We start from the raw sequence: 13444 nt of genomic DNA on the forward strand, positions 1-13444 counted from the left end.
AAAGCCCCCATACCAAGACCCAAACTGAGCGATTCACCTTTCTCGAAGAAGGTCGATGGGTAACGATCACGGTTGGGTAGCATCGATGGTTGTATTCAATAAGGTGAAACCGATTGGGTTTGCCGATCTTTATCCGCCTCAGGCGGATCACCCTATCTTCGGCGTTAGCTATCGCCGCGCATAGTCCACTATAGCGCGACGACATCTGCCTTGAATCTGCGGCAAGCTCGACAATCGCTCAGATTGGGCAAAAGTATCAGACCCTCGACCCGCCTTGTCCACGAACTGCATTCCGCTTTGATTTCAGGTTAATCTTTTTTCAGAGACCCTGCCGTCCGCGTCCGGCCGAGTTTGTGGAGAAATGTTCGTTGACGCAATTTTGTCAGCACGTCGCTTTCTTCCACCAGAAAGTAAACCGGCTGATTGTTTTCATCATAACAGGCATAAATGGCGTTGTAGCCCTTTGGGTCTGATACCGTTTTGATTCGCCTTACATCGTTATTGAACCTATCGCATACATCATCCCAGGGCTCCTGGAAAGCGTTGTCGATGGGCTCAACGGCCTGGGTCGCTTCGTTGAAATTGACGTGAAGGGATTTCATGGCAACTGCCTCATCTTTTGTCGGTTAAGACCGAGTGAACGCGGTTCAGGGGTCGAGGATAAAATCGGTGATATACGGGTTCTCCTTTTTTTCATGGCCCATGGTGGTATTCGGCCGATTGCCGTAATCGTGGCCGGGCCAGATGCGGGTATCATCCTCAAGCCCAAGGAGTTTAGTCTTGAGGCTCCAGATGAGACGGTCGAGCGATCCGTCTTTCCGATCGGTGCGTCCGGCGTCACCCACAAACAAGGGTGTCGCCGGTAAACAGATGCCCGACCACCAAGTTGTATTCCGCGTTCTCGCAAGAAGGGGATGAAAAAATAATACCCGTTGAACATGATGCTGTCAATTCATCCATCGTCGAGAAAGCGGCATTGTCGATGGTGGCAGCCGTGATTACCGCATTTGATTAATGGTCACGGGCATCCTATCAGGAGGACGTTGATTGAGACCTCCTCGTGGCCCCGGTGAGCGGGATCCCTGCTTCGCTCCGGCACGCCGCGGGGAGTACGCTCGCTATCGCGGTTCAAAAGCGTGGCAGAATCGTGATTCGACCGGCCGTCAACCGTGTAGGAGGGTTGTTTCGTAAACCGTGGAGGAAATGATGAGAATCTCGACAGTCACTTTTTTGGCCGTTGTGGCCTTTGCCGGCTGCGCCACCGTTCAGGTGAGCCAGGATTATGACCCCAATGCGGATATGTCACGCTTCGGCACCTGGCAATGGCGAGACCCGGTTCAGGATGCTACCGGGGACATCCGCATCGACAACCCACTGCTGGATAAACGCATCCGCCATGCTGTCGAGGCCCATCTGGCGAGTCGAAACATCAGCCCATCTCAGGGGCAGTCGGATCTATATCTGACCTATCATCTGGCCATCGAGCAGAAAATTCAAAGCGACACCTATTACTCGACTATGGGCGTGGGAAGCTACTATCATCCTTGGTATGGGGGCGTCGGTACCGAAACGCGCATCCGGCAATATGACGAGAGCCGCCTGACCATCGATATTTATTCAGCAGGCACGAGTGCCTTGATGTGGCGGGGGGTGGGTGTTTTCCGGCTGAGAAACCATAAAACGCCTGGAGAAGCCGCCGAGGAGATCCGGAAAATCGTGGACATGATCCTTTCCCAGTTCCCTCCGGGTGGCCAGCCATGATCAATTCTCCGGTTTGCCTTCGGCGTTGGTGCCACCTGGATGCCGTCTGATCCGTTAACGAAAATCGGATGGCCGCCAGTTCTCGATCAGGTAAAATTGCAGATCATGCTGTCATTGGGAATAAAGCGCTTGAACGATCGCCCGGCCTCTCTGGCTATATGCCCGGGAAAGGCAATACCGGATGCATGCTCTGCATAGTTGACAAACGTGCGCCCATCGATACGAACTTTCATGCCTTTCTGGGGGGCTTTCAAGGGGACGATTACACAGCTATATTTATATCTTTCCTCTAAATCGGCAACTCCCAGCTTCTGTGCCTGTTCGCCGACCCTGACTTCGAGGTAATGGCGAGATCCTTTCAGAATCATTGGCTTGTATTCCTCTCCAATTCGATCCAGTAAACCCTTCAAGTTCCGATTCATCATCGTGCCTCCTTAAAACATCTGAGTGTTGCCAGGGGACCTACTTGGCAAATATTTAAAAAAACTTAAATTTGCATAAGGCCGACAGCCGTCTCCGCGGCTTAGCCGGGATTGAAGCTGCAAGCGTGTAAGTCAATTTTCAACCATTAGGGTTGGCACGATGAGGCACTTAGGCAATATGAGCGGAGTAATAACATGTTGAGGGGACAATACTATCACTATGATCTTTACCTGGTGATTTGGATCACACCCGTTTTCGATCGGTCCCTTTCGTTGCCGCAAGGCCACTCTTGGTGCCGTAACTGACTGGAAAAAAAGCCTAACTCAGAAACACGGGTCGAAACTGGGAATGGCTTTTTCCGACGCTCTGTGATATGCTGCCCGTGAATATACAAAGCGATAGCAGGCACCTGAATTTCGGCGACGCCGAACCGGAAAAAATCGGTTGCTGTTTTCAGCGTGTTCGGTTTGCTTTTTAAATGATTCGCGCTTGTCAGTCGTATGCCCAATGCATTTAGACAGGAAAAATCCCAAGCGAATTCAATCAGATGGAGATAAAGAATGACCGACCGCAGATTCTTATCCGCTGACATCGATCCAGCCAAAGACACCAATGTGAGCAACCTGAAGCAACAGGCGATGCAGCTGATTCATCAGGAGTTGACCGAGGATCAGGACCTTCACGACGATGCGGCAGTCGCCATTTTGAACGACTACGACGGGATGGGGGCAGAAACCTTTTTGAAACAGCTGCATACCTATAGTTTAATCCTGAATGCACTTGAAAATAAGGTCGTTTTACAAAAGATGGCGCCGCTGCTGGCAAACATGCTGCGGGCAGGGATTTACAAGGTTGATGGCGAGGCGCTGGACGCTGTTACCGTGCGACGGGATGCCATACAGGTGCATGTAGATGGTAAATCGACCATGATTGGCACTGTGAATGCTGAACTTCTCACCATCTTGTCTTTGGGGAAGGAGAGCCGTGACACGGAGCGGCAGTTGATGGTGATCGATCAGTTGGTCAAACGCCGCAATGAAAAAAACCTTCAGGCCGTCTCCCATGCCTTCAAGATCCCTATGCATGACACAGAAAAAATAACGCTGTTAATCGAGAAGCTGTTTGATGGACAGGGAAACTTCATCCGCAAAACATTCGAACCGATGATCGATGAACTGGCACGACACGGGAACCACTCCTTTGAATTGTTATGGTGTTATTTCAAAGTGCTGAAAGGCCGGACCAATCGGGTTTCCTTCCTCAATGCCCTGCAGCACCTGATCAGCCGCATCAAGCGGCCCAAACACGCGCTGCGTTTTTTGTTGGCCGATTTCTGCCGGCATCCCGATCGGGTGGAACCCTCGGATCGGAATGCAATCATGCTGGCCAACATCCTGCTCAGGACATACAACAAGGAGCTTGATGTCGATATCGAAATGACGCCGGAAGAGGTCCTCAACGTCCGCAACGGATTGGATAGGAACGTGGTGCACTATGCACAGTTTCGGATCGATTCGGTGGAGTATCGGTTCTCCAGTAAAGTGGTTACCATTCATGAGAAAATGGTTGCGCTTTTAAATGCTACCAAACCTGGCAAACAGGCGCCATCCGTTCGCCACCTGCTGTTTCTTGAGCGTGAGATCTTCATCTTTCTTTCCCTGCTGTCGGGTAAAACCGCACACCTTATTCTGGTCTCCGCATTGAACGAATATGGCGATCCGAAAGCGGGCATCTATCGCACGCTTAGAGCTGCAACCTACCTGCCGGTTTTTCTGCAGCACCTGAAAATAATTGTTCGCGGTGTCGGACGGGTGGGGACACGTGATGATGTGGGCCTGCTCAGACAAATCAGCGAATATGGCTATCAGTTGTCCGAAATCAGTGGTACCCCGGAAAATCAGCGATCCGTCGTTCGAACCATGGCATGGATCGAAAATGTCATCCGGAGCATTACCACCGCCAACTGGCATTCGGCATAAGGGCAGGGGGAAATTGCACGTGAGCGATCAGCTGTCCGAAAAACGCCTCCTTTCTGCGCTTGAAAAAAAGGGTTTGATATCCTTCGCGCAGGCACGGGACTTTTATGGCAACCGTTTTGAACTGATTAAACAGTTCGAGCGTCGCCGCGTTAAACAGGGCGGCAACGATTATAATGAAAATCGGGACAAGCCGTTTATCCTCATCGATGCCATTGTGGCCTTGAACCTGAAGCGCAAAGATGATCCATCGAAGACTCTGGACGAGGATACCATTTTTCAAACCCTTGCGGAAAGCTGGGGAATTCCTTTTGCCAAGATCGATCCGCTGAAGCTTGACCTGAATGTCGTCACCACCACCATTCCCATCTCCTTTGCAAAAAATCACCTGGTGTTGCCGGTGGAGGTCAGCCAGGGAAAACTCACCGTAGCCACACCGAACCCGTTTAACCTTGACGTATTTGAGGATATCACCCGTGCCTGCCAGATGCAGGTCCACGCCGTGGTGAGCCCCCGGTCGGACATCATCAAACTCATCGACGAGTTTTTTGGTTTTAAGCGATCCATTGCGGCGGCCGAGCATCAGTTTTCCGGACCGACTGTGGACCTGGGCAATCTCGAGCGGTATATCCAGCTCAAATCCGCAGATGAACTGCCGTCCAATGACCATCACGTGGTCAATGCCGTCAACCACCTCTTCCTTTATGCATTCGACCAAAAGGCCAGTGACATTCATATTGAACCCAAGCGGGACGTCAGCCTGGTCAGAATGAGGATTGACGGTGTGTTGCACACGGTTTACAAGTTGCCCAAAAATGTCCACTCGGCAATCATCAGCCGGATCAAAAACCTGTCCGGGTTGGACATGGCCGAAAAACGGCGACCTCAGGATGGTCGCATCAAGACCGGCAAGAAAGACGTGGAGGTGGAGATTCGCGTGTCCACCGTGCCCGTGGCCTTCGGCGAGAAGGTGGTCATGCGTGTCATGGACCCGGATATATTGTTCCAGGATCTCGAGCGTCTGGGCTTTTCATCGCTCGATATGCAAAAGTACAACCAGATCATTTCCCATCCCCACGGCCTGGTTCTGGTTTGCGGACCCACGGGCAGCGGGAAATCCACCACCCTGTACTCCACACTCCGGAAAATCAGCACCACGAAGGTCAATGTCACCACTGTCGAAGACCCTATTGAGATGGTGCATGAAGATTTCAACCAGATTGCCGTCAGGCCAAAGGTGGGAATCACTTTCGGGTCGATCATGCGCAACATTCTCAGGCAGGATCCCGATATTATCATGATAGGGGAGCTCCGGGATCTGGAAACGGCGGGAAACGCAATCCAGGCGGCGCTCACCGGCCATTTGGTGATGTCGACCCTGCACACCAACGATGCCCCGTCATCGATTGTCCGGTTGATGGATTTGGGGGTTCCTGCTTTTCTGATTCAGGCGACACTCAGGGGCATTCTCTCTCAGCGGTTGGTTCGAAAAATATGCAATGTCTGCAAAGTGCCCATCGAAATCGATGCGGCCAAACTCCGGGCGCTGGGGCTGGAAACCGGTAAGTCCGGCAACCTGTCCCTATACCATGGCAAAGGGTGCCAGAAATGCCGAGGGACCGGTTATCTGGGAAGAACCACCATCCATGAAGTGCTTCCTTATACCGATGCCATCAAAGCTCAGACCGTTCCGGATGCGGATCTGGCCGCCCTGGCGGAAACGGCACGAGCGGAGGGCATGGCTTCTTTGCGCGCGAGCGCCGTTGAGAAACTGATGGAAGGCATCACCACCTATCAGGAAGTGCTTCGGGTCACCTCAAAAAACGATTTTGGGTGACGATCAAACGGTTTTTGCACAGACGCTTAATACGAAAAGCCTGCCCCGGGAAGGGCAGGCTTTGTCTAATGGCAATGCAGGTGTCTGATTTTTAATTGATTGGCGTTCTGAATCGTTCTCCGGGCCAGATGACTTTTGCCGTACTGGTAATGACCACCGTGGATGTGGTCTGCTCTGTATGCAGGATGAGAAAAGTGCCAAAGTCTACCGGTGGCAGGTTTATTGAGCTGATTTCGTCCTTTTCCAGGACGATTTTCTGTTTAGTGTAAATGCTGTATTGCTGCCCGACGTCGAGGTTGTCCGCGCGGCCTTTATCGATGAACACCACCGTATAATCACCGGTCAAATCCGTATGATCTTCGGAGATGATAATTCGTCCATCGATACCGGGGATGCTCGGTTTGAGTTCAATTTTGGAATGCCGCTCGTTGAACGGCATCAACAGATCGTCCACCCGTATGGTTCGAAATGACTTCAGGACCTTTGCAAGGACCATATCCGTATCTTTTTCAGTCACTTCCACGATGCCCAGAAGATAATGCTGGGTGCCGATCGTTTCTGTCGCCAGAGGATCATCCGTCGGTTCCATCAGCCTGAAAACCGTGTGCCGGCTTCCGGGAATGAGAATGCCTCCTGCGGCATCGTCTGCAGGCCGGATGTAGACCACATCCCCTTCGCTGATCATCACTTTTCTACCTTGAACCGCAAAAATGGTTCCCGAGGGCAAAACAGGGGGTTTTCTGATAAATCCGACGCGGTCGATGGATGGAAACACGAAATACGGTGTGGTCCCCTTTTTGCCCTCAGCGGGTTTCACCAGTGCAACGGCAACGGGTTGGATTTCGGCAGCGGGTTTAACGGCCTCGGTCTGCGTAATGGCCTGAGAGCCCGACTTTCTGTAAAGGCGGATTCGTTCTCCGGGGAAGATCCAGTGAGGATTGGAGATCTGGTCGTTGCCTTCCCACAATTCCGGCCACAACCAGGGAGAATCGTTGAAATGGTTTGACAGATCCCAAAGGGTGTCACCTTTCTGGATCGTGTAGTAAAACCCCGTCTGGCTTTCGACCACGTCGATCTTGTCTGCTGCTGTTGAGGGCGATAAAAACAGCAGGGGCAGGAGCAGAAAAACGGAAATAAGAGCGATTGAATTAATTCTGCGATTCATCAGAAACCTCATCTTTAGGTGGCATGAAAGCAATGATTGACCATTTTATATTTATTCCAGTAAGCATTTAATCCATTATGGATCTGACCGCTTTGAATATGCTTATGGGTTTCTCCAACTATCTTATCGGCCATCGATGAAGAAATCTTTAGGAAAAACAATCAACCTTTTTCATAACATCGGGCTGCGAATACGGATATGACGGGTGAGGCGCCTGGTAATGAGAAATAATAGCCAACCACCGTTGTCTATAAAGTTTGGATGTTTTTCACTAACCTGATTTCTGATGGATTGTCAAGGCCATAGCTAACAGCTCCTTGCCATGTTTTTTACAATGTCGTTAACTTAAGAAGCTTTCATGTTGGGAGAGCCAAACGCTATGGCTATCGGGATCGCTATCGAAATCGACAAACATGGCCAGGACATTGATTTCGATCCCGATAGCCATAGCGATATCGACCCCGAAAGGGTCGTTTTAAGACCACAGAAGGCTTAAGTTAATGACTTTGATGTTTTTTATACAACGGTGGGTTATACGCGGCAGCGAGGCTAAACAAAAAGCCCCCGCACGATAACAATGCGGGAGCTTTTTATCTTTACAGGATCTGGAGTGGGGTGGGACGATGGGTTACATCATACCGCCCATGCCGCCCATGCCGCCCATGCCGCCCATGCCACCGCCACCGCCGGCGCCAGCCATCGGGTCAGCTGCTTTGTCGTCGGGTTTGTCGGCAATCATGGCCTCGGTGGTGAGCATCAACGATGCCACGCTGCCAGCATTCTGAAGGGCGAAACGAACCACCTTGGTGGGGTCGATAACACCGGCTGCGATGAGATCTTCATACGTATTGGTTTCCGCATTATAACCCACGGCACCTTCGGAGTTTTTGACTTTGTCGATAACCACGCTGCCTTCGAAACCGGCGTTGCCGGCGATCCGGCGCAGGGGTTCTTCAATGGCACGCATGACCACCTTGACTCCCAATTTCTGGTCGGCTTTGATTTTGATCTTGTCCAGTGCAGAAAGGGTGCGAACCAAAGCGACGCCGCCACCGGGAACGATGCCTTCTTCAACCGCGGCACGGGTTGAATTGAGTGCGTCTTCAACGCGGGCTTTCTTCTCTTTCATTTCGGTTTCAGTTGCCGCGCCGACGTTGATCACGGCCACACCGCCGATCAGTTTGGCCAGGCGTTCCTGCAGTTTTTCACGATCGTAGTCGGAAGAGGTCTCATCGATCTGCGCACGGATCTGTTTGACACGCCCTTCCAATGCGGAGCGCGCACCGGCACCGTCAACGATGGTGGTGTTGTCTTTATCGATGGAGATGCGTTTACATTTGCCCAGATCGGCGAGTGTCAGGCTCTCCAGTTTGATGCCCAGATCTTCGGAAACCACCTGACCGCCGGTGAGAATGGCGATGTCTTCCAGCATGGCTTTTCGGCGGTCACCGAAGCCGGGGGCTTTGACGGCGGCAACCTGAAGGGTGCCGCGCAGCTTGTTCACGACCAGGGTCGCCAGGGCTTCACCATCAACATCTTCGGCGATGATGACCAGCGGTTTGCCCATCTTGGCCACCTGCTCGAGCACCGGCAGAAGGTCTTTCATGTTGCTGACTTTTTTCTCATTGATGAGAATGTAGGGGTCTTCCAGCGAAACGACCATCTTTTCGGGATCGGTCACGAAATAGGGGGAGAGATAGCCGCGGTCGAACTGCATACCTTCAACCACGTCCAGGTTGGTCTCCATGCCTTTGGCTTCTTCTACGGTGATCACGCCTTCCTTGCCAACTTTGTTCATGGCCTCGGCGATAATGTTGCCGATCGTTTCGTCATTGTTGGCGGAAATGGTTCCCACCTGAGCGATCTCTCGCTGATCCTTGGTCGGCTTGCTCATCTTGTGAAGCTCTTTAACGGCCACTTCAACAGCTTTGTCGATGCCGCGTTTAATGGCCATGGGATTGTTGCCGGCAGCAACCAGCTTTTGCCCTTCTTCATAAATGGCGCGAGCGAGAACAGTTGCGGTGGTGGTTCCATCTCCGGCCATATCACTGGTCTTGCTGGCCACTTCCTTTACCATCTGGGCGCCCATGTTTTCAAACTTGTCTTCCAGTTCGATCTCCTTGGCAACGGTGACGCCGTCTTTCGTAACGGTAGGGGAACCCCATGACTTATCAATAACGACGTTTCTGCCCTTGGGGCCTAAGGTGACAACCACTGCATCGGCAAGCGCCTTGACGCCGTTGAGCATCGCTTCGCGGGCTTTCATATCATATTTAATTACTTTACCAGCCATTTTTCGTAACCTCCATATCTAACGTTAGTTGGGTAATCCTTACTCAATGACGCCGAGCACGTCGTCTTCACGCATAATCAGATACTCTTCACCGTCGATTTTCACCTCGGTTCCAGAGTACTTTCCGAACAGAATTCGGTTGCCGACCTTGATCTCCAGTGCCACACGCTTGCCGTCATCACCAACCTTACCATTACCTACGGCCTTGACTTTGCCTTCAGCCGGTTTTTCCTTAGCGGTATCCGGGATGATAATGCCACCTTTGGTCGTGGTCTCCTCTTCGACGCGCTGCACCAGAATTCGATCCTGCAATGGTCTGAGTTTCATGTTTCCTTCTCTCCTTTTAAGTTTAGAACTTGTGTTGATCACCAAAAAACAAAGCCTCACAACTATTTTAAACTAGGTCAGTCATCTTGACCTTATTTTAAACAAATGTCGTCGCATACGCTGATTTGTTCTCAGGAAGCCGAAAGATTCAATAATCTAATCACACGTCATGGTTTGTAAAGAGTGGAGGTCCTTTTTTATATGCGGAAACCGCCAGTTTCTTTCTATTTTTGAGTCGCTTTGACGATCAGCATCAGTGGATGAGGCCGGGAGGACATCATCGGGACCACAGAAATCAATCCTCACCTGTTGTGGCTTTCGATTCAGAGCTGCCGGTACTGCTGGTTTTAGTGTCAGTGGTGGCTGGATCAGAATTTTTGCCGCTGGACGCAGCTGCTGGCTTTTTGGAATAGTCCGTTACATACCAACCGGTTCCTTTCAGATGGAAGCTGCTTTGGGAAATCAGTTTGTTCAGCTTTCCCGAGCAATGCCGGCAAACGGTCAATGGAGCATCTGAAAATTTCTGAATTGCCTCTTCTATTCCTCCGCACTCCGCACATTGGTATTCGTAGAGCGGCATGGTTCAATTCTCCAGTAACGTATTGCAAAAATTAAATAAAATTATGTGTCTCGACTGAATGAATGCTTAAATATATGTCAGTTTTCGTGCTTGTCAAGAAAATGCCGGCGAAAATTAAGGGATGGTTTTTAACCCATCGAAGGGGGGGCGCCAGGTGCCGTAAAAATCAAGTACGGCACCCAGTCCTGGGGTCTTCAGGGGATCAAGAATGTCGTGGGTGATGCCGTGTACCCGGCGCTCTTCAATCAGCTTTTCAACCTCGCTGGCATTGAAGTTCTGCTGAAAGCGGCTGAAGCGAACGATATGGACCAATTCATGGGTGACCACATACAGGGCGAAAGGAGAGAGCTCAATTTCCGGACGCTTCGTAAGAATTTCAAGGATGGAATGATCCTGAATACATATTTTATAGAAATCATATGCGCTTGAGCCCAAGACCCCGCCTTTCAGTTTGCCTTCATATCGAATGATTTGGGCGAAGGGACCGGTGACGATTTCATCTTCGGCCAGATCGGAGAGGGTTTTGACATCATATTTTGGGCGCAACCACTGGCTTGCGGACATTTTATAGTGGTTGCTGACCACTTCTTCGGCCATGGCCACGGCATTGTTGACAATGGTCAGTTCATCGTCCTTGAATGTGGAGATACCCAGCATTTTTTCCATTAAATTCCTGTAGCATACCCCATATCAAGGATCAATGGCTTAATCGGGTGGACCCGTAAGGCAAAAGGACTGTTTTCTTTGTGGCCGGCAGCGTTGACTGCAGGATCACATAGCCGGGCGGTTGATCGGAAACACGAATCAAATAAATATGGACAAGTTAAGCACGATGATATAAAAGAACGGGTTTATTCAGATAATTTATTATGAATGGGGGTGATCGGTTGGGCAGCGTGATCAAGAAACGAAGAAAAAAGATGCGTAAGCATAAGCACCGAAAGCTGTTGGCCCGCACGCGGCATCAGAGACGAAAGGGTAAATAATGATTCCTTCGACCTTCTGTGATGGGCACCCATAAAAAAAGCACCGACATAGCGCGCGTCGGTGCTTTTGCTTCCTTTTGATTTAATTGCCGCTACGGCCTACTCGACGTGTTCCCTTCGTAACCCTTCATGTATTTGAAGATCTCAGAGTCCGTAGACAGGATAATCGAGCTGTTTTCGGAGAGCGCTTCGTTGTATACTTCGAGCGTTTTTATGAAGGAATAAAATTCCGGATCCAGTCCGTAAGCCTCTGCGTAAAGTCGCGTTGACTCGGCATCGGCCTTACCTTTAATTTCCTGGGCGGTCCGGTAGGCTTCCGATTCGATGCGCTTTAATTCCCGCTCTTTTTCGCCTAGGATCTTCTGGGCCTCGCCTTTTCCTTCGGACCTGAATTTTTGGGCAATCTGTTTTCTCTCGGCAATCATCCGGTCGTAGACGGATTTTCTGACCTCTTCGACATAGTTGACCCGCTTGATTTTGACATCCACCAGTTCAATGCCGAAATTGGACAGTTTAGGTTTAGCCTGCGTGAGAATGCCGGTGTCGATTTTGTCGCGGCCGACGTACACCTGAGCAAATCTGGCCGGCCTGTCTGTGTGTGTCTCCTGATTGGCGTCATCACCCAAATCCTCGAAGGTGTCCAGTTCGCGGTTGCTGTTTCGAACCGCTTCGATGAGGCGGTTGGAGGTGATGAAGTTTCTCACCGTCGGATCGATGATTTCATCCAGCCGCTGCTGTGCCCGGCTCACGTATCCGACTGTCTTGAAGAAGAGGACGGGGTCGACAATCTTCCAGCGGGCAAAGGTGTTGACCCAGATGTAGGTCTTGTCCTTGGTGGGGATCTGCCCCGGATCGCCGTCCCATTCCTGCAGGTTGTTGGGGAAAACCAGTGCTTTTTCGATAACCGGGAGTTTAAACTTTAGTCCCGGTGTTGTTATCGTCCGCTGGACCTTGTCGAACCGGGTGATCACCACCTGCTCGGTTTCGTCCACCGTATACGCGCAGACGTACAGGGTCAATACCAGTAAGCCGGCAATGGCCAGCAATGCTTTTATTTTCATTTTGATTCACCACCATTGTTTCCAAGGTTCAAGAGAGGCAGGATGTTCTTCTGGTCGGCATCCACGATGAATTTCCGGTCGATCTTGGGCAGCAGCTCCTTCAGCGATTCCAGATATAGCCGTCGCTTGGTCACGTCCTTGGCCTTGACGTATTCGCTGTATTGGTCCTTGAATCGGGAGGCATCACCCTGGGCCCGGTTGACCCGGTCAAGGGAATAACCCTCGGCGGCTTTGATGGTCCGTTCCGCTTCACCCTTGGCGGCCGGGATGGCCTTGTTGTAGTCTTCCCGGGCCTGGTAGATCATCTTTTCTTTTTCCTGCGTGGCCTGGTTGACTTCATTGAATGAAGCCTGCACCGGCGTGGGCACATTGGTTTTCTTCATTTCCACGGTGACCACATTGATGCCCGTTTCCGCCTTGTCCAACTCAATCTGGAGCACCCGATGCGCTTCCACGGCAATCTCATCGCGCTTGGTAATCACCTCATTGATACTTCTGTCCCCAACCACCAGCCGCATGCTGGATTCCGAAAGGTCGCGCAACAAGCCATTGGCATCCTTCACCTTGAACAGGTAGTTGTCAGGATCCTTGATCTTGTACTGGACGATCCACGGAACCACCGCCACGTTCAGGTCGCCGGTGAGCATCAGGGAAATGTTGGCCGTGTCCGAGGCCGATGCGTACCTGCCATCACTCTCGTTGCGATCCGACTGAAAGCCGAACTCTTCCTTGTAGACGCGGTCCTGACGAACTTTGGTGACTTTTTCGATACCGAAGGGCAGTTTGAAGTTGGGACCCGGCTCGGCGATTCGCACAAACTTGCCGAAACGTTGAACCACCCCAACCGAACCGGACTCGATGGTAAAAAAGACAGAGTAACCGATCATCAGCGCAGCGATGACAACGATAATCAGCAGCGTGCCGCCCGGCGGTTTGAGTTTTTTCAACTGATTGACGATATCGTGCATTTGCGGTGGAACCCCGCCGGGTTGCTGTTGTTGACGGTTTAACTTTTACCAATCCCAAGCCATTTAT

14 protein-coding genes are annotated in these 13444 nt (G+C 51.2%); 4 read left to right on the plus strand and 10 right to left on the minus strand.

Annotation, left to right across the window (positions count from 1 at the left end; translation table 11 throughout):
• Positions 1-308: 308 nt before the first annotated feature.
• Positions 309-602: a hypothetical protein gene (locus QNK41_RS14420; RefSeq protein ID WP_319258119.1), complete on the minus strand. Its 294-nt coding sequence runs from the start codon at positions 600-602 to the stop codon at positions 309-311.
• Between the two features lie 45 nt (positions 603-647).
• The gene (locus QNK41_RS14425) at positions 648-851 is read right to left on the minus strand and encodes a hypothetical protein (RefSeq protein WP_319258121.1); all 204 of its coding nucleotides are present in this window, start codon (positions 849-851) and stop codon (positions 648-650) included.
• Between the two features lie 355 nt (positions 852-1206).
• On the opposite strand from QNK41_RS14425, the gene QNK41_RS14430 reads away from it, so the two are divergent.
• Positions 1207-1761, plus strand: a complete 555-nt coding sequence (locus QNK41_RS14430; protein ID WP_319258122.1) for a DUF4136 domain-containing protein — start codon at positions 1207-1209, stop codon at positions 1759-1761.
• A gap of 86 nt (positions 1762-1847) precedes the next feature.
• Here QNK41_RS14430 and QNK41_RS14435 read toward each other — a convergent pair whose 3' ends face one another.
• Positions 1848-2186 (minus strand): hypothetical protein, encoded by a 339-nt coding sequence (locus QNK41_RS14435; RefSeq protein ID WP_319258124.1) that lies wholly within the window; start codon positions 2184-2186, stop codon positions 1848-1850.
• A gap of 558 nt (positions 2187-2744) precedes the next feature.
• Here QNK41_RS14435 and QNK41_RS14440 point away from each other — a divergent pair.
• A complete protein-coding gene (locus tag QNK41_RS14440; protein WP_319258126.1) occupies positions 2745-4163 on the plus strand; it encodes a hypothetical protein in 1419 nt (472 codons plus the stop codon).
• 19 nt (positions 4164-4182) lie between these two features.
• The gene (locus QNK41_RS14445) at positions 4183-5997 is read left to right on the plus strand and encodes a GspE/PulE family protein (RefSeq protein WP_319258127.1); all 1815 of its coding nucleotides are present in this window, start codon (positions 4183-4185) and stop codon (positions 5995-5997) included.
• Between the two features lie 91 nt (positions 5998-6088).
• Here the strand turns inward: QNK41_RS14445 and QNK41_RS14450 are convergent, their stop codons facing one another.
• The 5 genes from QNK41_RS14450 to QNK41_RS14470 all read right to left on the minus strand — a co-directional run bounded on the left by QNK41_RS14450 (position 6089) and on the right by QNK41_RS14470 (position 11028).
• Positions 6089-7162, minus strand: coding sequence for a LysM domain-containing protein (locus QNK41_RS14450; RefSeq protein ID WP_319258129.1), 1074 nt, complete (start codon positions 7160-7162; stop codon positions 6089-6091).
• 628 nt (positions 7163-7790) lie between these two features.
• Positions 7791-9455: a chaperonin GroEL gene (groL, locus tag QNK41_RS14455; protein WP_319258130.1), complete on the minus strand. Its 1665-nt coding sequence runs from the start codon at positions 9453-9455 to the stop codon at positions 7791-7793.
• Between the two features lie 39 nt (positions 9456-9494).
• Positions 9495-9782 (minus strand): co-chaperone GroES, encoded by a 288-nt coding sequence (gene groES, locus QNK41_RS14460; RefSeq protein ID WP_319258132.1) that lies wholly within the window; start codon positions 9780-9782, stop codon positions 9495-9497.
• 295 nt (positions 9783-10077) lie between these two features.
• A complete protein-coding gene (locus tag QNK41_RS14465) occupies positions 10078-10362 on the minus strand; it encodes a zinc ribbon domain-containing protein (RefSeq protein ID WP_319258134.1) in 285 nt (94 codons plus the stop codon).
• A gap of 114 nt (positions 10363-10476) precedes the next feature.
• The gene (locus QNK41_RS14470; protein ID WP_319258135.1) at positions 10477-11028 is read right to left on the minus strand and encodes a hypothetical protein; all 552 of its coding nucleotides are present in this window, start codon (positions 11026-11028) and stop codon (positions 10477-10479) included.
• 221 nt (positions 11029-11249) lie between these two features.
• Between QNK41_RS14470 and QNK41_RS14475 the strand changes: the two genes are divergently transcribed.
• On the plus strand, positions 11250-11348 hold the full coding sequence (locus QNK41_RS14475) for a 30S ribosomal protein bS22 (protein WP_073474648.1): 99 nt from the start codon (positions 11250-11252) through the stop codon (positions 11346-11348).
• A 92-nt stretch (positions 11349-11440) separates the two neighbouring features.
• Here the strand turns inward: QNK41_RS14475 and hflC are convergent, their stop codons facing one another.
• Entirely contained in the window at positions 11441-12409 is a 969-nt protein-coding gene (gene hflC / locus QNK41_RS14480) for a protease modulator HflC (protein ID WP_319258137.1), read from the minus strand.
• A complete protein-coding gene (gene hflK / locus QNK41_RS14485) occupies positions 12406-13377 on the minus strand; it encodes an FtsH protease activity modulator HflK (protein ID WP_319258139.1) in 972 nt (323 codons plus the stop codon). Before hflK ends, hflC begins: the two co-directional genes overlap by 4 nt.
• Between the last annotated feature and the right edge of the window lie 67 nt (positions 13378-13444).

Origin of the sequence: Desulfosarcina sp. (assembly GCF_033791525.1) — a bacterium.
Taxonomy (GTDB): Bacteria; Desulfobacterota; Desulfobacteria; order Desulfobacterales; family Desulfosarcinaceae; genus Desulfosarcina.

What these genes read in the sequence shown, in the direction of transcription:
- hflC (WP_319258137.1), bottom strand. Translation starts at nt 12,409, where the DNA reads ATGAAAATAAAAGCATTGCTGGCCATTGCCGGCTTACTGGTATTGACC.
- QNK41_RS14465 (WP_319258134.1), bottom strand. Translation starts at nt 10,362, where the DNA reads ATGCCGCTCTACGAATACCAATGTGCGGAGTGCGGAGGAATAGAAGAG.
- QNK41_RS14450 (WP_319258129.1), bottom strand. Translation starts at nt 7,162, where the DNA reads ATGAATCGCAGAATTAATTCAATCGCTCTTATTTCCGTTTTTCTGCTC.
- QNK41_RS14420 (WP_319258119.1), bottom strand. Translation starts at nt 602, where the DNA reads ATGAAATCCCTTCACGTCAATTTCAACGAAGCGACCCAGGCCGTTGAG.
- hflK (WP_319258139.1), bottom strand. Translation starts at nt 13,377, where the DNA reads ATGCACGATATCGTCAATCAGTTGAAAAAACTCAAACCGCCGGGCGGC.
- QNK41_RS14435 (WP_319258124.1), bottom strand. Translation starts at nt 2,186, where the DNA reads ATGATGAATCGGAACTTGAAGGGTTTACTGGATCGAATTGGAGAGGAA.
- QNK41_RS14430 (WP_319258122.1), top strand. Translation starts at nt 1,207, where the DNA reads ATGAGAATCTCGACAGTCACTTTTTTGGCCGTTGTGGCCTTTGCCGGC.
- groES (WP_319258132.1), bottom strand. Translation starts at nt 9,782, where the DNA reads ATGAAACTCAGACCATTGCAGGATCGAATTCTGGTGCAGCGCGTCGAA.
- groL (WP_319258130.1), bottom strand. Translation starts at nt 9,455, where the DNA reads ATGGCTGGTAAAGTAATTAAATATGATATGAAAGCCCGCGAAGCGATG.
- QNK41_RS14440 (WP_319258126.1), top strand. Translation starts at nt 2,745, where the DNA reads ATGACCGACCGCAGATTCTTATCCGCTGACATCGATCCAGCCAAAGAC.
- QNK41_RS14470 (WP_319258135.1), bottom strand. Translation starts at nt 11,028, where the DNA reads ATGGAAAAAATGCTGGGTATCTCCACATTCAAGGACGATGAACTGACC.